A 24,273-nucleotide genomic window follows, 5' to 3' on the forward strand; every position below is an offset into this window, starting at 1 on the left:
CACCCCCCCACCCGAAGTCAGCCTGACCAAGGCACGCCCGGTCAGCCTGTCCAAGGGCCAGAAGGTGACGCTGAAGAAGGACGGCGGCGTCGCGCTGACCGTGATTCGGATGGGCCTCGGCTGGGACCCCGTGAAGAAGGCCGGCGGGTTCTTCGGCGGTGGCCGCACCGCCAACGTCGACCTCGACGCGTCCGCACTGATGTTCGCCGGCACCCGGCACGCCGACGTCGTCTACTTCGGTCAGCTGCGGTCGAAGGACGGGTCCATCGTCCACGCCGGCGACAACCTGACCGGCGACGGCGAGGGCGACGACGAGGTGATCACCGTCGACCTCACCCGCGTCCCCGCGCAGGTCACGTCGATCATCTTCATCGTGACGTCGTACCGCGGGCAGACGTTCGAGCAGGTGGCCAACGCCTTCACCCGACTGGTCGACGCCCCCGTCGGCTCCGAGCTGGCGCGCTTCACCCTGCAGGGCGGCATGCCGTTCACGGGCCTCGTCATGGCGAAGGTCTACCGGGCCGGCGGGGAGTGGAAGCTGCAGGCGATCGGCGACGGGATCCAGGCCAAGCACGCCGGGGAGGCACTGCCGCAACTGGCGCCGTATCTCCAGTAGCTCCCCGGTTCCGATCGGGCTCCCCCGATCGGGGGAGCCGCCCCGCAATCGGGGTGCCGCCCGCTCGCGCTGCAGTCGTAGGGTGGACCCGTGACGGGGTTCGAGTACGGCGTGGACGGGGCCAAGCTGATCGTGGTCGGCCTGGACGGATCCGACTCGTCCTGGCGCGCAGCGGCATACGCCGCGGGTCAGGCCCGCCGTCAGCGCTCCCGGCTGGTACTCGTCTACGTGCAGACTCTCGGCGCGGGCGCGTTCGCGCAGGCCTCCGGGGTGCTCTACGACTCGGGCACCCAGGCCGCCGACGACCTCCTGCGCGAGATCCGGGCGCACGTGCTCCGCTTCGGCGAGGAGGAACACGTCGCGTGGGAGTTCCGCACCTTCCGCGGTGATCCCGCGACGGGCCTGGCCGCAGTGGCCGACGAACTGCGTGCCGACGCCATCGTCGTGGGCACCAGCGAACGCGCCGGCCACCGCATCTTCGGCTCGGTGGCGGTACGACTGGTCAAACTGGGGCGGTGGCCGGTGACGGTGGTGCCGTGACGACCCGCGGCCGCAGCCACGCCGGGATGCGCTCCGGGTAGGCGTCGGGCGCCTCGTCGAGCACCCCGCCGGCGGGGTCGTCGTCGCCGCTGCGGCGCACCAGGTCCTCGCCGGGGCGATAGATCTGCCACACGATCATCGCGCACAGCCCGATCACCGCGAGGTCGCGCACCAACACGGCCGAGGTGAAGTACTGCTCGGGCAGTCCCTTGTTGCTCACGCCCAGGTAGTACATCATGCGCGGCACCCACACCAGCGCGTCGATCGTCATCCACGCCAGCAGGATTCGCCGATGCGGTAGAGCCAGCACGGCCAGGGGCACCAGCCACAGCGAGTACTGCGGGCTCCACACCTTGTTGGTCAACAGGAATCCGGCGACCACCAGGAAGCACAGCGACATCAGCCGCGGTCGACGCGGCGCGGTCAGCGCCACGTACGCGACGGCGAGGCACACGGCCACGAACAGCAAGGCCGACACCGCATTCAGGATCGTCGGCTTGTCCCCCGCGCCGAGCGGACCGTCGAATCCGGCCCACCCCGTGAACGACGAGACGACGTTGTACAGCGAGTCCGGATCCGCGCCGCGGTCGGAGTTCAGCCGGAAGAACTCGGCCCACCCCCGCGGAAACAGCAGCGCCACCGGCAGATTGACGACGAACCACGTCGCGGCCGCCGCCGCCGCGGCCCGCGCCCAGAAGGCGAGCGTTCCGGTGCGGACACAGAGCACCAGCAGCGGACCGAGCAGGAACAGCGGGTACAGCTTGGTCGCGCCGCCGAGGCCCAGCAGCACCCCGGCCAGGACCGGGCGACGACGCGCCCACGCCAGCAGACCACCCGACGCGAATGCCGTGGCGAGAGCGTCGAAATTGGTGAAGACGTGCACCGCCACCAGCGGCGAGGCCGCGGCCAGCGCGGCGTCCCACACGCGTCGACCCGCCAACATCGTCGTCGCCCACACCGTGACGATCCACGCCAGCGCCGCCCCGAACGCCACCACGTTGAAGTACAGGGCGACCGTCAGCGCCTGCGGCAACCACGGCACCGCCGCCCATGCGTGCGCCACCTGCATCGACACGTACTGGTACATCCCGGCGAGCACCGGATACTCCATGTACCGGGTGATGGTGGCGCCGCCCGGACCCGTTTCCTCCCAGGACTTCTTGTAGGGCAGAGCCCCCTCGTTCAACCGCTCCGCCCCGTACAGCGGAACGATGTCCGAGTAACACATCGCGACGTACTGCCGACTGCCGCTCCAGTCCAGCCCCAGCTGACCGTCGGGACCGTTGGGCGCCTGCTGGATACACGCGGCCTTGCCGAACCACCCCAGCGCCAGGAACACCACCGTGAACGCGAAGATCACCCGCAGCGGCGTGATCCGACGCTGGCGGCCGACCATCGCATGACGCCCGACCGGCCCCCCGACCACCGACGACAACTCGGCGACCATCGGGTCCGTCCGGCTCGGCAGGTCACGCCAGCGGGCCGAGCGGCGGTCCTTCGCCAACGTGCCCGCACTCGCCAACAGCGTCTGCTCGGCTTCCGGCCTGCCCGGCACCCCTAGCCGCCGGGCGACGCGGCCGGCGGTTGACCCGCACCGGCACCGGCGCCACCGCCGGCACCCGCACCGGCACCACCGCCTGCGCCCTCACCCGCTCCCGCCCCGGCGCCTCCACCGGCACCGGCACCCGGTTCCGCGCCCGGTGCGGTGGTGGTCGCAGCCGGCGCGAGGCCGGGGACCGGAATGGTGATGCCCGGCAGGATCTCCACCTGCGACGGCACGACGACGGGCGGCGCCGGCGCTTCCGTCGTCGGCGGCGGCGACGGTGCCTCGGCCGAGGTGGTCACCGGTGCGCGGGTCGGTGCCGGTGCCGAGTACTGCGGAATTCCGGCCTGGCCGGCGATGGCGCCCGGCGCCGGGAACGACTCGACCGGGCTGCCGTCGAGCGACCCGTCGAGGGTGTCCTTCCAGATGTCCGAGGGCAGACCGGAGCCGTAGATGGGTCCGCCGTAGACGTTGCGCAGCGGCAGACCCTGCTCGGTACCCACCCAGACGGCGGTGGCCAGGGACGGCGTGTACCCGACCATCCACGCGTCCTTGTTCTCGCCCGTGTCCCCGAGCTGGGCGGTGCCCGTCTTGGCGGCGGAGGGCCGACCGTCGGCGAGGTTGTGGCCGTTGGAGTAGCCGGCGATGGGACGCATCGCGGCCGTGACGTTGTCCGCGACCACCGGCTCGACCCGCTGCTCACCGGGCTCGGTGCCGCGGTCGAGCAGGACGGTGCCGTCGGCGGTGACGACGCGCTGGACGAAGTGCGGCGCGTGGTAGGTGCCCGACGCCGCCAGCGTCGCGTACGCGCTGGCCATGTCGATCACCCGCGACTGGTACTGGCCCAGGATGATGCCGTTGTTGGGGCCGGCGCCGTTGGGCTCGGTGAGCGTCGGACCGATGCCCTCGGTCTCCTCGGGGATGCCGAGGCGGTGCGCCATGTCGGCCACGGCCTGCGGTCCGCCGTCGAGACTCAGCTGCAGGCGGTAGAAGCTGGTGTTCAGCGACCGCTTGAGCGCCTCCGCGATGGTGCAGGTGCCGCAGGACTCGCCCTCGACGTTGCCGATGGAGATGCCGTTGACGGTGAGCGGCGAGCTGTCGTACATCTGCGACAGCGGGATGCCCTGGTCGAGCGCCGCGGCGAGGCCGAACACCTTGAACGACGAGCCGGTCTGCAGACCGGACTGCGCGAAGTCGAAGCCGCGGCCGTCGGCCCCGCCGTAGTACGACTTCACCGCACCCGTGCGCGGATCGATGGACACCGACGCCGTCCGCAACTCGGACGGCTCGCCCTCCATGTTGCTGTTCACGGCGTCGATCGCGGCCTGCTGGTCCTGCGGATCGATGGTGGTGGTGATCTGCAGCCCGGCCGTGTTCAGGTCCTGCTCACTGATGCCCGACGACGACAGCTCGCGCAGCACCTGCGTCTTGATCAGGCCGTTCGGTCCCGAGTCGGTGGCGTCGCCACTGTTGACGGAGGCCAGCGGCCGGGTGGCGGGGTACTGCATCGCCGACCGGGCGCCCTGATCGAGGGCACCCATGGTGACCATGCCGTCGAGCACGTAGTTCCAGCGACTCTGCGCGCCGGCCGGGTTGTTCTCCGGGTCCAGGCCCGACGGCTGCTGGATGGTCGCGGCGAGCACCGCGCCCTCCTCGACGCTCAGCGCCTCGACGGGCTTGTCGAAGTAGGCCTTCGACGCGGCCGCGATGCCGTACGCACCGCGCCCGAAGTAGATCGTGTTGAGGTACGCGGCGAGGATGTCGTCCTTGGTCCACTGGCGGGCCATCTTCGAGGAGATGACGAGCTCGCGCATCTTGCGCGTCAGGGTGCGTTCGGAACCGACCAGCGCGTTCTTGACGTACTGCTGCGTGATCGTGGACCCGCCGCCGGCGCTGTCGCGACCGAGGACGTTGTCCCGCGCGGCCCGCGCGAACCCGGAGACCGAGAAGCCGGGGTTCGAGTAGAAGTCGCGGTCCTCGGCCGAGAGCACGGCGTTGCGGACGTGCTCCGGGATCTGCCCGATCTCGACGTCGGTGCGGTTCCCCTCCGGCGGCACGACGGTGCCGAGCACCGACGTCCCGTCCGAGGCCAGAATCGTGGCCACCTGGTTGGTCTTGATGTCACCGGGACGAGGCACGTCCTCGATGACGTACGCCACCACGAACGCGAGGATCGGCACGATCAGACCGAGCGCGACCAGCGCGTACAGCGTGCGCCGCACGGTGCGCCAGGGGGACTTCTTCGCGGTCTTCGTGGTCCTACCTCCTGATGGCGGTTCGGTGGGTCCTCCACCGGACCGGGAGCTGTCCTCGTCACGGTCGTACTCGCCGCGTCCGTAACCGGACGTCGGGGCGTCGTCGCGGGGGGAGCGTGCCTGCGAGTACGCGGCGCTGCCGGCGGCGCCTGCCGCACCGGCGCCGGCGGCGCCACCGAGGTAGCCGGTCTCGTCGTCACGCCGTTGCCCGGGCGGTGGGCCGACGGGGCGAGCCCGCGTCGCATCATCGCGCCCGGGGTCGTACGCGGGGCCGTATCCGGCATCGCGCCGCGGGCCGTACCCGGGGTCGCGATTCGGGTCGAACCCCCCGGTCCCGTAGGCCGGACGCGGCGGTCGGTACTGCGGCGGCGGACCCTGCGGAGGCGGACCCTGCGGCGGCGGTCCCTGCGGCGGGCGGCCGGCGGAACCGGGGTAGCGACCCGGTGCGTCGTCCCGGCGCGGCGGCATGGGCGGACGCGGCGGGACACCGTCGCGGCCGTATCCGCCGGGCGCGTCGTCGCGAGCCTGGTGGCGGGGCCGGTAGTCGTCTCGGCCGCCGTGGTCCGGGCCGTCGCGGTGGGGACGGTCGTTACCCGCTCCGGTCCCGTCGTCGCGGGACCCGTCGTAGGGGGTGGTCACTGACGTACTCCACTGTCGGGACGCGCGACGAAGGCGTCGGCGTCGGTGGTCCACTGAGCGCGAGCGGGCCCCGGCCGGGGTGCCCGCGCGTCGGTTCTCGGCGGACGGTACCGCCGATCACCCGCCCCGGTCACTCGCTGGCCGTGCGGCGACGGCCGGTGCTGCGGGTGCGAGGACGGGTGGGGGCCGGTGCGCTGCCCAGTACATACGACTGGACGAGGTGGTTCCAACTGCACGTGCGGCACACCTCGACCACGTGCACGGAGAATTCCTCCTGCGTGGCGGCCAGTCGGCCCAGGTCCTCGGCGGATCGCGCGGAGCCGTTCATCTGGCCCAACTTCTCCCCGAACACCCAGGACACGAGGGTGAGCTGTTCCTTGCGGCAGATCGGGCAGGCCACCGTGGAGGGGCGCCCGTGGAACTTGGCCGCGCGCAGCAGGTAGGGATCGGCGTCACAGACCTGCGCGACGGCGGTGCGACCCGAGTACACCTCGGCGAGCAGCGACTTGCGCTGCAACGCGTAGTCCACTACCTGCCGTTCGAATCGCACGACGACCAGAGTACGTGCGCCCGGGTCGCGGGGGTCCCGCGGCGGACCCACGATCGGCTCTCACAGTCGTATCATCTGCGCGTGGCGATCGGCCGACCTGCGGGAACGAGGGCCCGCGACCAGGACCGGGTGGACGCCTGCGCGGAACTCGACCGAGCCCTCGACGACGGGCAGTTGGACGCCGAGGAGCACGCCCTGCGCGTCGGGCTGGCCACGGACGCGAGCACGCTCGGCGACCTGCACGACCTGGTCGACGACCTGCAGGGCGACTCGCGGCTCGCGCCGGTCGTGTTGCCCCGAGCGCTGCCGCCCGGCACGGTGTCGGGACGCGGAATCCTCGTCGTGGTGGCCGTCGCCGTCCTGGTGGTGATCGCGACGATCGCCGCCGTCGCCGCCGGCATCCGGGCGTACGTCCGCAGCGACGATCCGACGTCGGTCTACGGGTCCGCCGGGTACCTCGCCCCGCAGGCCATCGCCGACGTGCTCGCCGCCATCCCGTCGCGGACCGGCACCACGACGGTCGATTCGGTGCTGTTCTATCCGGACTACGTCATCGTCGACGTGCAGGATCCCGAGGCGCCCCGCCGGTCCGTCTCCGTCACCTTCCGCGACGGGGAGTGGACGGACGGGTTCACCGGCGATCGGTCGTCGGACACCGTCGCGGTCGACGTGACGACGTTCCGCGCGGACGTGCTCGGCGGTCTGGTGCTCGGCGCACCGGACTCGCTGAATCTCGACCGCATCGACTCGATGTACTTCTCGCTCGGCGCCGACGACTCCGGCCCGCGCGTGATGCTCCACGCGAGCAACGACGACAACGAGGACGGCTACTTCACGGCCGGCCCGGACGGCGCGTTCGTGTACGTCGACCGGTTCGACCCGAACGAGTGACGGGGAGGACCAGCGATGACCCAGCCGCGATCGAGCCTGCGAGCGCGCGACGTCGACCGGGCGGTGACCGCCACCGCCCTCGACCGCGCGTACGCCGACGGCCAGCTGACGTTCGACGAGCACCGGACGCGCAGTGCGTCGGCGCGGTCCGCGCGGACGGTGGGTGACCTGCACGCCCTGGTCTCGGACCTGCAGTCGGACGTTCCCCTGCCCGAACCCGAGGTCCCCCGGCGGGCGCGGCGCCCGTGGCGTCGGTGGCCCCTGGTCGCGGCCGTCGCCGTGGTGGTCGCGGCCGGGGGATGGGCACTCGCCCGTGACCCGGACCCCGCACCCGCGGTCCCGACGGCCGACGCGCCGGCCCCCGCACCGGACCTGCCGCCGGACGTCTCGCCGATCGTCGCGCAGCCGTTCGCGTTCGACACCGCCGCGGGGCTCGCCGACTTCCGCGCTCGCTGGATCGAGCGCTTCGGGTCCGCGGAGATCTACTCGATGTACCTCGACCTCGGGGACCGTCGGGCGTCCGTCACGCGTCCGGTCGCGGACGGGCGGCAGCAGCAGGTCAACGTCATGGGCGGCTTCGACCCGTCCGACTCGACGTCCGAACCGTCCGACAGCGAACGCACCCTCGACTGGACCACGCTGAACGTCGACGCGTTGGCCGGCCACCTCGCCGGGGCGCCGCTGTCCCTGGGCCGACCGAACGGCGTCGTCGACACCGTCAACCTGCGGAACTTCGGCACGCCGGAGATTCGGCTGGACGTGGTGGATCCGCGTGGTGAGGGCGTCGGCACCGTCGTCGTCGATCCGGCCGGGGCCGTGCTCTCGGTGGAACCGGACTGATCCGGCGGGCGTGATCGTCCACTTCTGTGCATCGAGGCAGCCCCCGGCCGCTGATTGGGATCACGCGAGAGGGGGTACCTGTTCCTGTCTCGGTGAGTAACGCGTACCCGTATGTATCGGCCCGATACATACGACGGTTATAGTCGGACGCGTCATCACTGCGGACGTTCGTGCATCGGACGGGATCTCGATCGGGAAGGGGCGGACCGTGCTGGAACTCGCCGTTCTCGGACTGCTCCTGGACTCACCGATGCACGGGTACGAGCTCCGGAAGCGGCTCACGGGCCTGCTCGGTGCGTTCCGGGCCTTCTCCTACGGTTCGCTCTATCCGACCCTGCGCCGCATGCAGGCGGACGGACTGATCGTGGAGAACCAGGCCTCGGGGGGCACCGTGCGTCGTGCACGCCGCGTCTACGAGCTCACCCCGGCCGGCCGAGAGCGGTTCACCGAACTCGTCGCCGACACCGGTCCGCAGAACTACACCGATGATGGATTCGGCGTTCACCTGGCCTTTTTCGGGCGTACCCCCGCCGAGGCGCGGATGCGAATACTCGAGGGCAGGCGACGTCAGGTCGAGGAGCGCCGGGAAGGGCTTCGCGACGCCATCGGCCGCGCAACGGGGTCGGTGGACAGATACACGCGCGGATTGCATCAGCTCGGCCTCGAGTCGAGCGAGCGCGAAGTGCGGTGGCTCAACGAACTGATCGCTGCCGAGGCACTGGCGATCAGCTCGGAGGGTCCGCCGCCCGCAGCCGCGACCGATCCCCCGGTCTCGGTACCCGGGCACCGAGAGTCGGCCCCCACCGACGCCTCGACCCGCCGACACGAAAGCAAAGGAGATCCCGACCATGAGTGACAACAGCACTGCGGTGCGCGTGGCCATTGTGGGCGTGGGCAACTGCGCGTCGTCCCTCGTTCAGGGCGTGCAGTACTACAAGGACGCCGACGAGAACGCCACCGTTCCCGGCCTCATGCACGTGAAGTTCGGCCGCTACCACGTCCGCGACGTCGAGTTCGTCGCCGCGTTCGACGTGGACGCCAAGAAGGTCGGCTTCGACCTCTCGGAGGCCATCTTCGCCAGCGAGAACAACACCATCAAGATCGCCGACGTCCCGCCGGCCGACGTGCCGGTGCAGCGCGGCCCGACCCTCGACGGCATCGGCAAGTACTACTCCGAGACCATCGAGCTGTCCGACGCGGAGCCGGTCGACGTGGCACAGGCCCTGCGTGACGCGCAGGTCGACGTCCTCGTCTCCTACCTCCCCGTCGGTTCCGACGAGGCCGACAAGTTCTACGCGCAGGCCGCGATCGACGCGGGCGTCGCCTTCGTCAACGCGCTCCCCGTGTTCATCGCCTCGGATCCCGTGTGGGCCAAGAAGTTCGCCGACGCCGGTGTGCCGATCGTCGGCGACGACATCAAGAGCCAGGTCGGCGCCACCATCACCCACCGCGTGATGGCCAAGCTGTTCGAGGACCGCGGCGTCGCCCTCGACCGCACGTACCAGCTCAACGTCGGCGGCAACATGGACTTCAAGAACATGCTCGAGCGCGAGCGTCTGGAGTCGAAGAAGGTCTCCAAGACCCAGGCCGTCACCTCGAACCTCACCGGCACGCTGTCCAACAAGATCGCGGACCGGAACGTGCACATCGGCCCGTCGGACCACGTCGAGTGGCTCGACGACCGCAAGTGGGCGTACGTCCGCCTCGAAGGACGCGCCTTCGGTGACGTGCCACTGAACCTCGAGTACAAGCTCGAGGTCTGGGACTCGCCGAACTCCGCCGGCATCATCATCGACGCCGTGCGTGCGGCCAAGATCGCCAAGGACCGCGGCCTCGGTGGCCCGATCCTGCCGGCCTCGGCGTACCTGATGAAGAGCCCGCCGGAGCAGATGGCCGACGACACCGCTCGGGCGCAGCTCGAAGCGTTCATCATCGGCGCCGACGACTGACGTTCTTCCGCTCGATGGATTCATCCACAGGCCCCCGGTCACGACCGGGGGCCTGTCGGCGTCCGGGCGTACTGTCGCCGTCGTGAGTCAGGACAGGATGCTCACCCGTATCGGGGGGCTGCTCAGGCAGGCGGAGTCCACGGACAATCCGCACGAGGCCGAGGCGTTCATGGAGGCCGCCCAGCGGCTCGCCACCGCCGCGTCGATCGATCTCGCGGTCGCGCGGTCGCACACTGCCGGGGGGCAGTCGCGCAGCGGGCCCGTGCAGCGCACGGTCGAGATCGGTGAGCGCGGCAAGCGGGGTCTGAAGACCTACGTTCGCCTGTTCGTCGCCATCGCCGCGGCCAACGACGTCACGTGCGACGTGCTGTCCACGTCCACCCAGGTCTACGCGTACGGCTTCGCGTCGGACATCGACACCACGCAGGCGCTCTACGCGTCGCTGGTCGTGCAGATGGTCCGCGCGTCGGACGCGTACATCGCGTCCGGCGCCTACCGGGACGCGACGGTCGACCGGGTGGTGCGGCCGGGGTACGGGCGCGCGCGGGTGGAACGCAAGCCGCTCGCCGCGGTCACGGCCCGCATCGAGTTCCAGTCGGCGTTCGCCGACCGCATCGGTGCGCGTCTCGCCGCGGTGAAGGCGGAGATCACCGCCGAGGCGGTCCGGACGTCGGACGTCACCACCGGCACGGCGCTGGCGTTGCGCGACAAGGATCTCGCGCTCACCGACTTCTACCGCAGCACGTCGACGGCTCGCGGCCGGTGGCGGGGCAACGCCGCACCCACCAGTTTCTCGCGCGCTGCGCGGCGTGCCGGGGACCACGCCGGACGGCGGGCCCGGCTCGGAACCGACGCGGAGCTCGGGTCTCCGCGCGGGGCGATCGACCGCTGAGCCGCGGTGTCCGCCCGCGACTCGCAGCGCGCTCGTGTGTACGAGTCGGAAACGTTGCTGCGCACCATGATCGACCGTGCCGACGCCGCGGACGCGGGCCGGTCGGTGGAGATCGGCGGCTCGACCGTCACCCTGCCGATCGAGCGTCGGTTCGCCTCGATCGACTCGGTGCAGACCTACGTCGACGCGGTGCTCGCCCGGGGGGACGTCCGTCGCCGCTACTCCCGGGCCTCCCGCCGCTGCCGGGTCCGCGCCCGGGCCGGACAGGGCGCGGCGCACTACGAGCACGACGCCGCCGTCATCGCGGTGCCCCTGCACGTCGCCGGTCGGGCGTGGGCGATGCGGGAGCTGGTGGTGCTGCACGAGATCGCCCACCACCTCGAGGATCGCGACCCGGAGACCACCCCGCACGCCGCCCACGGCCCCGAGTTCACGGCTCGGTTCCTCGACCTTCTGGACCGCGTGGTGGGGCCCGAGGCCGCGTTCGTCCTGCGGTGCATCTTCGGCCGCAACGACGTCCGCGTGGGCTAACCTCGGGCGGTCGAACCGGGGTGGAAGGGAAGTGCGATGGACGTGTGGGGGGCCGTGACCACCACGTACCGGCGGGGGGCGGCGCGGTTCGACCGCGCGGGTCTGCAGCGACCACGGTCGGTGTCCGAGCTGGTCGGCCGCGGGCACCCGCTCACGGGGTCGACGGTGTTGGTCACCGGGGCGTCGTCCGGCATCGGCGCCGCGGCGGCTCGTCGGTTCGGAGCCGAGGGGGCGACGGTCCTGCTGGTGGCGCGCTCCGCCGAGCCTCTCGAGGAGGTTCGCCGCGAGATCGTCGACGCCGGTGGCACGGCCGTCGCCCTGACCGCGGACCTGGCCGACGAGGACGACGCCGCCCGGCTCGTCGAGACGGTGCTGCGCGAGCACGGCGCCCCCGACGTCGTGGTCAACAACGCTGGCCGCTCCATCCGCCGCCGCATGCTCGACGCCACCGATCGGCTGCACGACTACCGGCGCACCGCGGCGATCAACTACTTCGCCCCGGTGCAGCTGACGCTGGGCTTCGCGCCGGCCATGGTCGAGCGCGGCAGCGGGCACTTCGTCAACGTCTCCACCTGGGGGGTTCCGGGCGGGGCCATGCCCAAGTTCTCCGCGTACGCCGGGTCCAAGAGCGCCGTGTCGATGTTCGGACGCAGTATCGCCATCGAGCTGGCCGGCACCGGAGTCGGCGTCACCACCGTCTACTTCCCGCTGATCCGCACCCCGATGATCGAGCCGACGGCGCGCTACCGCGACGTGCCGACGCTGTCCGCGGAAGATGCCGGGGAGTGGCTGGTCGACGCCGCCCGGTACCGACCGGCCGAGATGCTGCCGCGCTACACCCGCACGCTGCGGCGCATCGGCGCCGCGCGTGTCGAGTGGGCCGACCGGTTGACCGCGATGGCGCACCTCTGACGCGGACGCCCACCGAGGGTTAGTGTCGGTCGGGTGGCCGACACTCGTGTGCGCATCGGAGTCCAACTGCAACCCCAACACGCCCCGGACTACGGGCTGATCCGGGACGCGGTTCTCCGCGCCGAGGACGCGGGCGTCGACATCGTCTTCAACTGGGACCACTTCTATCCCCTCTACGGCGACCTCGACGGCGCCCACTTCGAGTGCTGGACCATGCTCGGTGCCTGGGCCGAGCAGACCTCGACCGTGGAGATCGGCGCCCTCGTCACCGGCGGCGGCTACCGCAACCCGGATCTGCTGGCCGACATGGCGCGGACGGTCGACCACATCAGCGGTGGGCGGCTGATCCTCGGCATCGGCGCGGGATGGAACCAGAAGGACTACGACAACTTCGGGTACGACTTCGGCACCGCCGGGTCGCGCCTGGCGCTGCTGAACGAGAGCCTCGCCCGCATCGCGCACCGCCTGGACGTCGGCAATCCCGCGCCCACCCGCCACATCCCGATCCTCATCGGCGGTGGCGGCGAGAAGAAGACGCTGAAGATGGTGGCGCAGTACGCCGACGTCTGGCACAGCTTCGCCGATCTCGACGCCCTGAAGCACAAGTCCGGCGTGCTCGCCGAGCACGGGCAGACCGTCGGCCGCGACGTGTCGCAGATCGAGCGGTCGGTGGCGTGGCCGGGCGCGGAGACCGCGCAGGACTTCGTCGACGCCGGCGCCACGCTCTTCACGGTCGGGGTGAACGGGCCGGACTACGACCTCACCGAGCTCGGACAGGCGATCGGCTGGGCCCGCTCCCGCTGACCCCCCTCCGTTCGGCGGGACCGAGGTCACTCGACTCGCTGAGCGCAACACTTGCGCAGAACACCGTTCGGTGGGTGCGTTGCGGTGGCCCTACTGTTCAGGTCATGCACGCGCACCGCACGGGGCGAACGTCCGTCGCCGTGGTTCTCGTCCTTCTTCTCGCGGGTCTACTCGCCGGGTGCGGGTCGTCGTCGGACGGCGACACCGCGGCCGCCGCCGCGCCCACCGAACTCTGCGCGCCTCCCGGCGTCGAGAGCGCGTCGTCGGTGCCCACCAACTTCGACGCCGCGGCCGCCGCCGCGTCGGAGGACCGCTACACCACGCCGTCCGTGACGCCGCTCGATCGCATCGACACCGCGCAACTCGGGTTGATCACGCCGGGCACCCTCACCGTCGGCACCCTGTCCGACGCCCCGCCGAGCATCTGCGTCGACGGCTCGGGCACGTACACCGGGTACGACAACGAGCTGCTGAAGGCGGTCGCGGCAAAGCTCGGCCTGCAGGTGACGTTCTCCGGCACCGAGTTCTCCGGCCTGCTCGCGCAGGTGGCGGGGCGACGGTTCGACGTCGGCTCGTCGTCGATCACCACCACCGACGAGCGTCGCAACACGGTCGGGTTCACCAACGGGTACGACTTCGGCTACTTCTCCCTCGTCGCGAAGGCCGGCGGCCCCATCACCGCCTTCGAGGACCTCGGCCCCACCACCCGCATCGGCGTGGTGCAGGGCACGGTGCAGGACGACTACGTCGTCAACACCCTCGGCCTCGACCCGGTGAAGTTCCCCGACTACAACACCGCCTACGCGAACCTGCGCACCGGGCAGATCGACGCGTGGGTCGCTCCGTCGCAGCAGGCCGAAGGTCTGGTGAAGCCGGAGGACGGCACCGCGATCACGCAGAACACGTTCTCGCTCAACAACTTCGTCGGGTGGGCCGTCGCGCGGGACAACCAGCCGCTGATCGACGCGCTGAACTCCGGACTCGACGCCGTGATCGCCGACGGCACGTGGGCGCAGCTGTACTCGGACTGGGTGCCGCGCGAGCTGCCCGAGGGGTTCAAGCCGGGCAGCAAGGCCGCCCCGCAGCCGGATCTCCCCGACTTCGCGGCCATCGCGGCGGAGAACGACGCCGCCGCCCCGGCCGCCCAGGCCGTCGCGCCCAAGTCGACGCTGCAGCAGCTCGGGGACACGTTCTTCGACTGGGAGCTCTACAAGCGGGCCATCCCGGACCTGCTGAAGACCGGCCTGCCGAACACGCTGATCCTGGCGCTCGCGTCGGGCGTCATCGGCACCGTGCTCGGCATGCTGCTCGCCCTCGCGGGGCTGTCCCGCTCGCGCTGGCTGCGCTGGCCGGCGCGGGTCTACACCGACATCTTCCGCGGCCTGCCCGCCGTGGTCATCATCCTGATCATCGGCCTGGGCATCGGCCCGGTGACCAGCAGCCTGACCGGTAACAACCCGTACTGGCTCGGTGCGCTGGCGCTGTCGCTGCTCGCGGCGGCCTACATCGGCGAGATCTTCCGCTCCGGTATCCAGTCGGTCGAGCGGGGTCAGCTCGAGGCGGCACGCGCCCTCGGCTTCGGCTACCGCGGCGCGATGCGCCTGGTCGTGGTGCCGCAGGGTGTGCGACGGGTCTTGCCGGCTCTGGTGAACCAGTTCATCTCGCTGATCAAGGACTCCTCGCTGATCTACTTCCTCGGCCTGCTCGCCACCCAGCGCGAGCTGTTCGCCGTGGGCCGCGACCTCAACGCGCAGACCGGCAACCTGTCACCCCTGGTGGCCGCCGGCCTGGTGTACCTGGCCATGACCGTTCCGCTGACCCACCTGGTCAACTACATCGACAAGCGCCTCCGCACGGGCCGTGCGGAGAAGACCCTCGACCCGGTCGAGCAGGCCATCGTCGTGGAAAGAGGCTGACATGACCACCGAGACACTCACCGGCGTCTCCCTCGCCGGACGCGACCTGCATCTGTCCTTCGGTGCCAACAAGGTCCTGCGGGGCGTGAGCATCGACGTCGCCGCCGGGTCCACCACCACCGTCATCGGCCCGTCGGGCTCCGGGAAGTCGACGCTTCTGCGCGTGCTGAACCGCCTGCACGAACCGGAGCAGGGCGACATCCTGCTGGACGGCAAGTCCGTGCTGAAGGACGACCCCGACGCGCTGCGTCAGCGCATCGGCATGGTGTTCCAGCAGTTCAACCTCTTTCCGCACCGGACCGTGCTGGACAACGTGGCGCTGGGCCCGTGGAAGCTCCAGGGGCAGAGCAAGGAGGCGGCCCGCGAGGTCGCCCTAGAGCAACTCGACAAGGTGGGGCTGAAGGAGAAGGCGGGCTCGCGTCCCGGCAACCTCTCCGGCGGTCAGCAGCAGCGTGTCGCCATCGCGCGGGCGTTGGCCATGACCCCGCAGGTCATGTTCTTCGACGAGGCCACCTCCGCCCTGGACCCGGAGCTGGTCAAGGGCGTCCTGGCGCTCATGGCCGACCTCGCGACCGGCGGCATGACGATGGTCGTGGTCACCCACGAGATGGGCTTCGCCCGCTCGGTGTCGGACCGCGTGCTCTTCATGGACCACGGCAGCGCCGTCGAGGTGGGCCCGCCCGCCGCGCTCTTCGACGACCCGGAGACCGACCGTCTCAAGCGGTTCCTCTCCGAGGTGCTCTGACACCGGCGCCACCGCACACAGCACGCCCCGATCGGCGGTTTCCCGTCGATCGGGGCGTGTCGTGTGCAGCCGGGCAGGTCGGCGCGCGCGGAGGTCTTCTGCCGCCGCCGTTCGTGACCCGCATCACACGGTGTCCCGTACTGTCGAGATCGGTGCAGGCATGCGCATCCAGGCATGCCTGCACCGGCCATCGTGATCGACGAGACGGGAGACCCCATGTCGGACAACAGAGCCGTTGCCTACGCCGGAGCCGGGAAGGTCGAGGTGATCGACATCGACTTCCCCAGCTTCACCCTGCAGGACGGTCCGGGGGTGAATCCGGCGAGCGTGGGCCGCGAGTGCCCGCACGGCGTCATCCTGAAGGTGGTGTCCACCAACATCTGTGGCAGCGACCAGCACATGGTGCGCGGTCGGACCACGGCCCCGGAAGGTCTGGTGCTGGGCCACGAGATCACCGGTGAGGTGGTCGAGGTGGGACCGGGCGTCGAGTTCATCCAGGTGGGCGACCTGTGCTCGGTGCCGTTCAACATCGCCTGCGGTCGCTGTCGCAACTGCAAGGAGCGCAAGACCGGCATCTGCCTGAACGTCAATCCGGATCGCCCCGGCGCCGCGTACGGCTACGTCGACATGGGCGGTTGGGTCGGCGGTCAGGCGCAGTACGTGATGGTGCCGTACGCCGACTGGAACCTGCTGAAGTTCCCCGACCGCGACCGGGCGATGGAGAAGATCCTCGACCTGACCATGCTGTCGGACATCTTCCCCACCGGCTTCCACGGGTGCGTCACCGCCGGAGTGGGGGTGGGCTCGACGGTGTACATCGCCGGCGCCGGCCCCGTCGGCCTCGCCGCGGCCGCCAGCGCCCAGCTCCTCGGCGCCGCCGTGGTGATCGTGGGCGACCTCAACGCCGACCGACTCGCGCAGGCGCGCAGCTTCGGCTGCGAGACGGTCGACGTGTCCAAGGGTGACCCGGCGGACCAGATCGAGCAGCTCCTCGGCGTCCCCGAGGTGGACTGCGGCGTCGACGCCGTCGGCTTCGAGGCTCGCGGCCACGGTGACGGCAGCGCGACGGAAGCCCCGGCCACCGTGCTGAACTCGCTGATGGACGTCACCGCGGCCGGTGGTTCGCTCGGCATTCCGGGCCTGTACGTCACCGGCGACCCGGGCGCGTCCGACGAGGCCGCCAAGAAGGGTTCCCTGTCGCTCAGCCTGGGAACGGGCTGGGCGAAGTCGCTGGCCTTCACCACCGGTCAGTGCCCGACGATGAAGTACCACCGCGGGCTGATGATGGCGATCCTCCACGACCGCGTGCAGATCGCGAAGGCCGTGAACGCCCGCGCCATCGGGCTCGAGCAGGCGCCGCAGGGCTACGCCGACTTCGACCGCGGCGAGGCCACCAAGTTCGTGCTCGACCCGCACGGAATGCTCGGCGCCGCCTGACACCGGCGCCGCCCGACACCTGCACCACCCGGCACCTGCACCACCGCACACAGAACGCCCCGATCGGCGGGAACCCGTCGATCGGGGCGTTCTGTGTGCAGCCGGGCAGGTCAGCGTGCGAGGAACTCCAGCAGTGCGGCGTTGAATTCGTCCGGATGCGAGGCGTTGAACCCGTGGGGCCCGCCCTCGATCACGACGAGCGAGGAATCGGCGATGGCCTCGTGCGAGCGCTTTCCGCTCACCTCGAGCGGGACGATCGCGTCGGCGTCGCCGTGGATCACCAGCGTCGGCACGTCGATCTTCGGCAGATCGTCGCGGAAGTCGGTGTAGGAGAACGCCTTCACGCACCCGAGCATCGCGGTGGTGGAGGCCTCGGCGGCCATGTCGACGGCGTACTGCCGGGTCTCCTCGCTGACCTTCAGTTCGCCGTTCGCGCTGTAGAAGTTGGTGGCGAAGCCGTCGATGAACGCGTTCCGATCGTTCTCCACGCCGCCCAGGAAGCCCTCGATGGTCTCGTCGTCGAGGCCGCCGTCCGGGTTGTCGTCGGTCTTGTACAGGTACGGCGGCACCGCCCCGGCCAGCACGGCCTTGGCCACCCGCTCGCTGCCGTACTTGGCCAGGTAACGCACCACCTCGCCGCCGCCCATGGAGAAGCCGACCAGGGCGGCGTCGCGCAGGTCGAGGGTCTCGAGCAGCACCGACAGGTCCGCGGCGAACGTGTCGTAGTCGTACCCCGACTCGGGCTGCGAGGAGCTGCCGAACCCGCGGCGGTCGTAGGTGACCACGCGGTGTCCGGCGTCGAGCAGCGACGTGATCTGCGGCTCCCAGGACCGTCCGTTCAGCGGCCAGCCGTGGATCAGCACGACGGGAGCGCCCTCGCCGCGGTCCTGATAGTGCAGGTCGATCGGGGTGTCGTTCTCGACTCCCACCGTGAGCATGGGCATGGCTGTGTCTCCTTCGGTCTGCGGCTCGGGCACGGCCGGGCCCGGTCTCGGGTCGATGCGTGCACTCGGGTCCGGTCTACCCGACCGACCGAAACGTGACACGCGTTCGCTTTGCGTTCACGTCGACGGTTCCGGGCCGTCGCCTTCGTTCCGGTTTCCTTTTGCCTGGTCTGCCTACGGTCGCTCCGTGACCACGATTCCGCTGTCCCTCCACGTCGTGCACTCCCACGACGGCCGTTCCTCGCGTTCCACCCTCACGTGCCGCTACAAGTGCGGCGACGCCTGCTTCCACGAGGTGCCCAACACCTCGCGCGGGGAGTACTTCGGCGACGTCGTGAAGACCGCGATGACGCGACGCGGCATTCTCAAGGGCGGGGCGATGGCCGTGGTGGCCGTCGGCGCGACCGGCGCCCTCGCGGCGTGCGGCGGCGGAGGCGAGTCCGGGACCGCGACGACGGCGGACCCGTCGTCCACCCTGCCCCCCGAGCCGCGCGGGTTGGACTTTGCGGCGGTGGCGCCGAACACCGAGGACGCCGTGGTGATCCCGGAGGGTCACGAGCAGGCCGTCGTGATCCGGTGGGGCGACCCGGTGGTGGCGGGTGCGCCGGAGTTCGACTTCGACAACCAGACCGCCGCGGCCCAGGAGAAGCAGTTCGGCTTCAACAACGACTTCGCCGGCCTGCTGCCGATCGACGGGTCCAGCTCCGACTACCTGCTGGTGGTCAACCACGAGTACACGACCGAGCCGTTCCTCTTCCGGGGGTACGACGCGGAGAACCCCACCGCCGAGCAGGTGGCCATCGGTCTGGCCGCCCACGGCCTGTCCGTCGTGGAGGTCCAGGGCGAGAACGGATCCGGCCGTCTCACGCCGCAGATGGGTCGCTACAACCGCCGCATCACCGGCACCACGGAATTCGTCCTCACCGGCCCGGCCGCGGGCTCGGACTTCCTGAAGACCTCCGCCGACCCGACGGGCACGAAGGTCCTCGGCACGTTCAACAACTGCTCGGGTGGCCTCACGCCCTGGGGCACGGTGCTCTCCGGCGAGGAGAACATCAACCAGTACTTCGCCAACGCCGAGTCGGTCACCGACCCGACCGCAGCGGCACGCCTGGCACGCTACGGCGTGGAAGGTGCTGCGTCCGAACGCAAGTGGGAGCGCTTCGACAAGCGGTTCGATCTGGCGCAGGAGCCCAACGAGGTCAACCGCTTCGGCTGGGTGGTCGAGGTCAATCCGTGGGACCCCGCCTCCACCCCGATCAAGCACACCGCCCTCGGCCGGTTCAAGCACGAGGCCGCGACGATCCACGTCACCGACGACGGCACCGTGGTCGCCTACAGCGGTGACGACGAGCGTTTCGACTACATGTACAAGTTCGTCTCGTCGCGAAAGATGATGCAGGGCACCGGCCCCGCGGCCGTGCGCTCCAACCTGACGCTGCTCGACGCGGGCACCCTGTACGTCGCGAAGCTCACCGGTGACTCGCCCGACGAGATCGACGGCAGCGGCCAGATTCCCGCCTCGGGCACCTTCGCCGGCAAGGGCGAGTGGATTCCGTTGCTGCGCACGGGCGAGGACGGACGCGGCGAGTCCCTCGTCGACGGCATGTCCGCGGAGGAGGTGGCGGTGTTCACCCGCCAGGCCGGGGACGAGGTCGGCGCCACCAAGATGGACCGGCCCGAGGACTTCGAGCCCAACCCGGTGACGGGCAAGGTGTACGTCGCGCTGACCAACAACTCGGGCCGCGGCACCGAGGGCAAGGCCCCCGCCGACGAGGCCAACCCCCGCAACAAGAACAAGAACGGTCAGGTCCTCGAGCTGGACGACGACCACGCGGGCACCAGTTTCACGTGGAACCTTCTCCTGGTGTGCGGTGACCCCGAAGCCGCCGACACGTACTTCGGTGGGTTCGACAAGTCGCAGGTCAGCCCCATCAGCTGCCCGGACAACCTGGCGTTCGACCCGGCGGGCAACCTGTGGATCTCCACCGACGGCAACGCACTCGAATCGAACGACGGCCTGTTCTCGGTGGTCCTCGACGGCGAGCGTCGTGGCCAGACCAAGCAGTTCCTCACCGTGCCCAAGGGCGCCGAGACCTGCGGGCCGATCGTGCAGGAGCAGCGCGTCGTGGTGTCGGTGCAGCACCCGGGCGAACTCGACGACGCCAGTGCCGACGCCCCGGCCTCGCACTGGCCGGACGGCGGCGACACCCAGCCGCGCCCGTCCGTCGTCGCGGTCTGGAAGGCCTGACCCGGCGCACGCGGCCCCGGTAGTCCCCCTCCCCGGCTTTCCGGGCGCATACTCACGGTCACGGACCGCGAGGCAGCGAAGGGGGGACCGTGGCGACGACGTCGGTACTGGTCGGGTGGTTGCCGGACGATTCCGGCCGGGACGCCGTCGGCTGGGCCGGGCGGGCGGCCGCGACGGCGCGGGAGGCCCGGCCGGGTCGATCGGTGGACAGGGCTCCCTCGGAACAGCCGCGGGTGCTGGTCCGATGCTGCACCGTCCTGCCCCGCACCTGGCCGTTCCCGACGTCCAACGCGGCCGACGCGGACTACCGACGCTGGGTGCGTGATCGCGGCGACGAGTCGGTCCGGGCGGCGCACGACGCGCTGACCGACGTCCTGCATCCGGACGAGCTGGACCAGCCGGCCGCGTTCCACGTCGACAACCCCGCCGAATCGGCGGGGTTGATCGGCGCGGCCGCCACTCACCACACCGACATCGTGGTGCTCGGGTCCACCGACGGACCGCCGGGCCGCTTCTCGTCGGGAAGCACCAGCGACGCCCTCCTGCACTCGTCGCGGGTCCCGCTCGCGCTCGTCCCCCGCGGCTACGCCGAGCGCCGCGGACCCTTCCGCCGCATCGCGTGCGCCTACACGGGAACCGCCGAGTCCGACGACGCCGTCGACACCGCCGCGGTGCTCGCGGACCGCTGGAACCTGCAGTTGCACCTGGTGGCGTTCGCGCCCCGTCGGTCGACGACGTTCCCGCCGCTGGGCGGCTACGGCGCCGAGGACCTGGTGACGGCGCAGTGGTCCGAGCAGGCGACCGGCCTGCTGCGCGCCGCCGCGACGCGCGTCGGCACGACCTATCCGGCGCTGACACCGACGTGCGCCGTGGGGGTCGGCGGGGGCTGGGAGGACGTCCTGCGCTCGGTCGATCTCGTCGACGACGACGTCCTGGTCCTCGGATCGTCCCGTCCCGGTCCGCTGGCGCGGGTCTTCCTGGGGTCGACGGCGACCAAGATCGTCAGGCACAGTCCGGTTCCGGTGATCGTCGTACCGCGGGGCAGTCGCCTCGGGTCCGCACGTCCGGCGCACTCGTCGAAGGAGACAGCATGAACGACCGCAGTGCCGCGGGATCCGGACACGGATTGCTCCGCCGCAAGCCGCTGGCGGACATCGCCGCCCTCGAGACGTCGGGCGGCAGCGACCTGAAACGGTCGATGACGACGTTCCAGCTGACCTGCATCGGCGTCGGCTCGACCGTCGGCACCGGCATCTTCTTCATCTTCTCGTCCGCCGTTCCCGTCGCCGGGCCCGCGGTGATCTTCTCGTTCGTCATCGCCGCGATCACGGCCGGACTGACCGCACTCTGCTACGCCGAGCTGGCGTCGTCGATTCCCGCGTCGGGGTCGACGTACACGTACACCTACACGATCATCGGCGAGTTCGTCGCGATGCTCGTGGGCGCCTGCCTGGTGCTCGAATACGGGGTGTCGACGGCCGCCGTGTCGGTCCTGTGGTCGCAGTACCTCAACGACCTGCTCGACCGCACGGTCGGCCTGCGCATTCCCGACGTGCTCTCGCACGCGCCGGGCGGCGGCGAGGGCTTCGGCGTCAACCTCCCCGCCGTGGTGCTGGTGGGTCTGTGCGCTCTGCTGCTGATCCGCGGCACCAGTGAGTCCGCGCGCGCCAACGTGATCATGGTGATCGTGAAGATCGGCATTCTCGCGATGTTCGCGGTGGTGGGATTCACCGGCTTCAGCCTGGACAACCTGGAGCCGTTCGCGCCGTTCGGCGTCGCGGGCATCGGCGCGGCGTCGGGCCTGATCTTCTTCTCGTTCATCGGTCTCGACGCCGTGTCGACCGCCGGCGAAGAGGTGGAGAATCCCCGCCGCACCCTCCCGATCGCGCTGATCAGTGCCCTGGTGGTGGTGACGCTCGTCTACCTGCTGGTGACCCTGTCCGCCATCGGTGCGCAGAAGTGGACGGAGTTCGACGGTCAGGAGGCGGGGCTGGCGGAGATCCTGTCCTACGTCACCGGGTCGAGCTGGCCGTCGATCGTGCTCTCGGCGGGCGCCGTGGTGTCGATCTTCTCGGTCACCCTGGTGACCCTCTACGGCCAGACGCGCATCCTGTTCGCGATGAGCCGCGACGGCATGCTGCCGTCGGTCTTCTCCGACGTCGCGCCCCGCAGCCTGGTGCCGGTGAAGAACACGGTGATCGTCGCGAGTTGCGTGGCGCTGCTCGCCGGGCTGCTGCCCCTCGACTTCCTGGCCGACCTGGTGTCCATGGGCACGCTCGTGGCGTTCCTGGTGGTCTCGGCGGGCGTGATCGTGCTGCGGCGGCGCGAACCCGACATCGACCGCGGGTTCAAGGTCCCGCTCTACCCGGTCCTGCCGTTGCTCTCGATCGCCGCGTGTCTCTACCTCATCAGCACGCTGCACGTGCAGACGTGGATCCTGTTCGCGATCTGGCTCGGGGCGACGTCGGCGCTGTACTTCGGGTACTCCCGGCGGCGGTCCCGGTTGGAACCCACCGCCGGGTAGGCGCCGGGTCACCGCCGGGTAGGCGCCGGGTAGGCGCCGGTCTAGCGACCGATGGACGCGTGCATCTCCCACACGATGACCTCCGCCGCGGACGTCGTCGTCAGTCGCTGCCCGCCCCCGCCGCTGACGCGCACCGCGTCGCCCTCGCCGAGCACCCCGACGCCTTCGAGCGACGCCTCGCCGCGCGCGACGAACACGTGGAGGAAGGGGGCGTCGGGCAGGGTCTGCGGGACGCCGTCGGCACGCAGGCGGGCGACGTGCATCGCCGCGTACTTGTTGCGGATGCGGATGGCGGAGTGGTCGCGGTAGGCGTCCATGCCCGACGCGACGGGCACCAGTCCGCCGGAGAGCAACTCGTCGTCGATCTCGAGTTGCTCGTACCCCGGCGTCACGCCGGCCTCGTCGGGGACCACCCACATCTGCACGAAGTGCACGGGGTCGGCGGACGGGACGGTGGCGTCACTGCGCCGCCACGCGTCGTTCTTCTCGGAGTGGAGGATTCCCGTACCGGCGCTCATGCGCTGCGCCAGGCCCGGGTAGATCACGCCGTTGTGTCCGATGGAGTCCTGGTGGACCAGCGACCCCTGCAGCACCCAGGTCACGATCTCCATGTCGCGGTGCGGGTGGGTGTCGAAACCCGTTCCCGGCGCGACGATGTCGTCGTTGTTGACCATGAGCACCCCGTGGTGCGTGTTGTCCGGGTCGTAGTGATGCCCGAACGAGAACGAGTGGTGCGAGTCGAGCCACTCGATGCGGGTGTGCGGGCGGGCGTCGGCCCGTCGCACGTCGAGCACGGGGGAGGTGGAGGCAGTCATGACGACCTTCCGTCGGGGGTGCTGCAGGGGAGGCGGACTCAGCTCGCGAGCTTGGCGGCGATGCCGGTAACGCGGGTGGCGAGGTGCTCGAGGGCGTTGCGGGTGGCGTCGTCGATCTCGTTCTTGTTCTCCGGTCCGGTGACGTGACCGACGCCGTAGGGGTTGCCGTCGGCGAACTTCAGGCCGTCGGTGTAGCCCGGGGGAACCAGCACGCCGCCGAAGTGCATCAGCGAGGTGTAGAGGTTGACAATGGTGGTCTCCTGGCCGCCGTGCGCGGTCTGGCTGGAGGTGAACGCGGCGTACGCCTTGTTCGCCAACGCACCCTGCGCCCACAGTCCGCCGAGGGAGTCGATGAACGTCTGGAACTGGCTGGTGGTGCTGCCGAAGCGGGTGGGAGACCCGAAGATCACGCCGTCGGCCCAGACGATGTCGTCGCCGGTGGCCGCGGGGAGATCCTTGGTGGCCTCGTAGTTGGCGGTCCAGGCCGGGTTCTCGGCGAACGTCGCCGGGTCCTTGGTCTCGGCGATGTGGCGGACGCGGACCTCCGCGCCGGCGGCTTCGGCGGCCTTGGCGACGATGTCGGCCATCGTGGTGCCGTGGCCGGTGGAGGAGTAGTAGAGAACGGCGATCTTGGTCATGGTGTGCCTTTCTGTCGGTGGTTCTCTCGGGGGTGATCGGT

General features: G+C 70.6%; 22 protein-coding genes. 16 read left to right on the top strand and 6 right to left on the bottom strand.

The genetic code is table 11. The features are described 5' to 3' along the window. On the top strand, positions 1-616 hold a 616-nt coding region (locus HQ603_RS16525; RefSeq protein WP_222685862.1), incomplete at its 5' end, for a TerD family protein. Between the two features lie 90 nt (positions 617-706). Then, on the top strand, positions 707-1,156 hold the full coding sequence (locus tag HQ603_RS16530; RefSeq protein WP_222685863.1) for a universal stress protein: 450 nt from the start codon (positions 707-709) through the stop codon (positions 1,154-1,156). On the opposite strand, the gene HQ603_RS16535 is transcribed toward HQ603_RS16530, so the two are convergent. From HQ603_RS16535 to HQ603_RS16545, 3 genes are all read right to left on the bottom strand, one after another. Then, a complete protein-coding gene (locus HQ603_RS16535) occupies positions 1,119-2,603 on the bottom strand; it encodes a glycosyltransferase family 87 protein (protein WP_222685897.1) in 1,485 nt (494 codons plus the stop codon). The two genes, HQ603_RS16530 and HQ603_RS16535, sit on opposite strands and share 38 nt — an antisense overlap. A gap of 110 nt (positions 2,604-2,713) precedes the next feature. Further along, positions 2,714-5,422, bottom strand: a complete 2,709-nt coding sequence (locus tag HQ603_RS16540; protein WP_261773973.1) for a transglycosylase domain-containing protein — start codon at positions 5,420-5,422, stop codon at positions 2,714-2,716. A 301-nt stretch (positions 5,423-5,723) separates the two neighbouring features. After that, positions 5,724-6,143: a DUF5318 domain-containing protein gene (locus HQ603_RS16545; protein ID WP_068104497.1), complete on the bottom strand. Its 420-nt coding sequence runs from the start codon at positions 6,141-6,143 to the stop codon at positions 5,724-5,726. 81 nt (positions 6,144-6,224) lie between these two features. On the opposite strand from HQ603_RS16545, the gene HQ603_RS16550 reads away from it, so the two are divergent. From HQ603_RS16550 to fdhA, 11 genes are all read left to right on the top strand, one after another. After that, entirely contained in the window at positions 6,225-7,034 is an 810-nt protein-coding gene (locus tag HQ603_RS16550; protein WP_222685864.1) for a DUF1707 SHOCT-like domain-containing protein, read from the top strand. A 15-nt stretch (positions 7,035-7,049) separates the two neighbouring features. Further along, positions 7,050-7,874: a DUF1707 SHOCT-like domain-containing protein gene (locus HQ603_RS16555; RefSeq protein ID WP_222685865.1), complete on the top strand. Its 825-nt coding sequence runs from the start codon at positions 7,050-7,052 to the stop codon at positions 7,872-7,874. 208 nt (positions 7,875-8,082) lie between these two features. After that, positions 8,083-8,730, top strand: coding sequence for a PadR family transcriptional regulator (locus tag HQ603_RS16560; protein WP_308126581.1), 648 nt, complete (start codon positions 8,083-8,085; stop codon positions 8,728-8,730). Beyond that, positions 8,723-9,823: an inositol-3-phosphate synthase gene (locus HQ603_RS16565; RefSeq protein WP_222685866.1), complete on the top strand. Its 1,101-nt coding sequence runs from the start codon at positions 8,723-8,725 to the stop codon at positions 9,821-9,823. Before HQ603_RS16560 ends, HQ603_RS16565 begins: the two co-directional genes overlap by 8 nt. Positions 9,824-9,905: 82 nt before the next feature. Beyond that, the gene (locus HQ603_RS16570) at positions 9,906-10,715 is read left to right on the top strand and encodes a DUF2786 domain-containing protein (protein WP_308126582.1); all 810 of its coding nucleotides are present in this window, start codon (positions 9,906-9,908) and stop codon (positions 10,713-10,715) included. Between the two features lie 6 nt (positions 10,716-10,721). Next, positions 10,722-11,246: a TIGR04338 family metallohydrolase gene (locus HQ603_RS16575; RefSeq protein ID WP_222685867.1), complete on the top strand. Its 525-nt coding sequence runs from the start codon at positions 10,722-10,724 to the stop codon at positions 11,244-11,246. A gap of 36 nt (positions 11,247-11,282) precedes the next feature. Further along, positions 11,283-12,158, top strand: a complete 876-nt coding sequence (locus tag HQ603_RS16580) for an SDR family NAD(P)-dependent oxidoreductase (RefSeq protein ID WP_222685868.1) — start codon at positions 11,283-11,285, stop codon at positions 12,156-12,158. Positions 12,159-12,191: 33 nt separating this feature from the next. Further along, the gene (locus HQ603_RS16585) at positions 12,192-12,962 is read left to right on the top strand and encodes an LLM class F420-dependent oxidoreductase (RefSeq protein WP_222685869.1); all 771 of its coding nucleotides are present in this window, start codon (positions 12,192-12,194) and stop codon (positions 12,960-12,962) included. Positions 12,963-13,066: 104 nt separating this feature from the next. Further along, positions 13,067-14,878: an ABC transporter substrate-binding protein/permease gene (locus tag HQ603_RS16590; RefSeq protein WP_222685870.1), complete on the top strand. Its 1,812-nt coding sequence runs from the start codon at positions 13,067-13,069 to the stop codon at positions 14,876-14,878. Between the two features lies 1 nt (position 14,879). Continuing rightward, on the top strand, positions 14,880-15,623 hold the full coding sequence (locus HQ603_RS16595; protein ID WP_222685871.1) for an amino acid ABC transporter ATP-binding protein: 744 nt from the start codon (positions 14,880-14,882) through the stop codon (positions 15,621-15,623). Between the two features lie 216 nt (positions 15,624-15,839). Beyond that, positions 15,840-17,060, top strand: a complete 1,221-nt coding sequence (gene fdhA / locus HQ603_RS16600; RefSeq protein WP_068148644.1) for a formaldehyde dehydrogenase, glutathione-independent — start codon at positions 15,840-15,842, stop codon at positions 17,058-17,060. Between the two features lie 110 nt (positions 17,061-17,170). Here the strand turns inward: fdhA and HQ603_RS16605 are convergent, their stop codons facing one another. Beyond that, positions 17,171-18,004 (bottom strand): alpha/beta fold hydrolase, encoded by an 834-nt coding sequence (locus HQ603_RS16605; RefSeq protein ID WP_222685872.1) that lies wholly within the window; start codon positions 18,002-18,004, stop codon positions 17,171-17,173. Between the two features lie 187 nt (positions 18,005-18,191). Here HQ603_RS16605 and HQ603_RS16610 point away from each other — a divergent pair, with 187 nt between their 5' ends. From HQ603_RS16610 to HQ603_RS16620, 3 genes are all read left to right on the top strand, one after another. Further along, positions 18,192-20,255 (top strand): PhoX family protein, encoded by a 2,064-nt coding sequence (locus HQ603_RS16610; protein WP_308126583.1) that lies wholly within the window; start codon positions 18,192-18,194, stop codon positions 20,253-20,255. Between the two features lie 89 nt (positions 20,256-20,344). Beyond that, complete coding sequence (locus HQ603_RS16615; RefSeq protein ID WP_222685873.1) at positions 20,345-21,349, top strand: universal stress protein; 1,005 nt, start codon at positions 20,345-20,347, stop codon at positions 21,347-21,349. Next, on the top strand, positions 21,346-22,779 hold the full coding sequence (locus HQ603_RS16620; protein ID WP_222685874.1) for an amino acid permease: 1,434 nt from the start codon (positions 21,346-21,348) through the stop codon (positions 22,777-22,779). The genes HQ603_RS16615 and HQ603_RS16620 overlap by 4 nt, the downstream gene beginning before the upstream one ends. A gap of 41 nt (positions 22,780-22,820) precedes the next feature. Here the strand turns inward: HQ603_RS16620 and HQ603_RS16625 are convergent, their stop codons facing one another. Together HQ603_RS16625 and wrbA are read right to left on the bottom strand one after the other, a co-directional pair. Next, positions 22,821-23,594: a pirin family protein gene (locus HQ603_RS16625; RefSeq protein WP_222685875.1), complete on the bottom strand. Its 774-nt coding sequence runs from the start codon at positions 23,592-23,594 to the stop codon at positions 22,821-22,823. A 38-nt stretch (positions 23,595-23,632) separates the two neighbouring features. Continuing rightward, positions 23,633-24,232: an NAD(P)H:quinone oxidoreductase gene (wrbA, locus tag HQ603_RS16630; RefSeq protein ID WP_222685876.1), complete on the bottom strand. Its 600-nt coding sequence runs from the start codon at positions 24,230-24,232 to the stop codon at positions 23,633-23,635. Between the last annotated feature and the right edge of the window lie 41 nt (positions 24,233-24,273).

Source organism: Rhodococcoides corynebacterioides (assembly GCF_019834675.1).
In the GTDB taxonomy this organism is placed as follows: domain Bacteria; phylum Actinomycetota; class Actinomycetes; order Mycobacteriales; family Mycobacteriaceae; genus Rhodococcoides; species Rhodococcoides corynebacterioides_A.

Coding starts and splice junctions, on each gene's coding strand:
- HQ603_RS16535 (WP_222685897.1), bottom strand. CDS start 2,603: ATGGTCGCCGAGTTGTCGTCGGTGGTCGGGGGGCCGGTCGGGCGTCAT.
- HQ603_RS16540 (WP_261773973.1), bottom strand. CDS start 5,422: ATGCCGCCGCGCCGGGACGACGCACCGGGTCGCTACCCCGGTTCCGCC.
- HQ603_RS16555 (WP_222685865.1), top strand. CDS start 7,050: ATGACCCAGCCGCGATCGAGCCTGCGAGCGCGCGACGTCGACCGGGCG.
- HQ603_RS16565 (WP_222685866.1), top strand. CDS start 8,723: ATGAGTGACAACAGCACTGCGGTGCGCGTGGCCATTGTGGGCGTGGGC.
- HQ603_RS16580 (WP_222685868.1), top strand. CDS start 11,283: ATGGACGTGTGGGGGGCCGTGACCACCACGTACCGGCGGGGGGCGGCG.
- HQ603_RS16590 (WP_222685870.1), top strand. CDS start 13,067: ATGCACGCGCACCGCACGGGGCGAACGTCCGTCGCCGTGGTTCTCGTC.
- HQ603_RS16595 (WP_222685871.1), top strand. CDS start 14,880: ATGACCACCGAGACACTCACCGGCGTCTCCCTCGCCGGACGCGACCTG.
- fdhA (WP_068148644.1), top strand. CDS start 15,840: ATGTCGGACAACAGAGCCGTTGCCTACGCCGGAGCCGGGAAGGTCGAG.
- HQ603_RS16605 (WP_222685872.1), bottom strand. CDS start 18,004: ATGCCCATGCTCACGGTGGGAGTCGAGAACGACACCCCGATCGACCTG.
- HQ603_RS16620 (WP_222685874.1), top strand. CDS start 21,346: ATGAACGACCGCAGTGCCGCGGGATCCGGACACGGATTGCTCCGCCGC.
- HQ603_RS16625 (WP_222685875.1), bottom strand. CDS start 23,594: ATGACTGCCTCCACCTCCCCCGTGCTCGACGTGCGACGGGCCGACGCC.
- wrbA (WP_222685876.1), bottom strand. CDS start 24,232: ATGACCAAGATCGCCGTTCTCTACTACTCCTCCACCGGCCACGGCACC.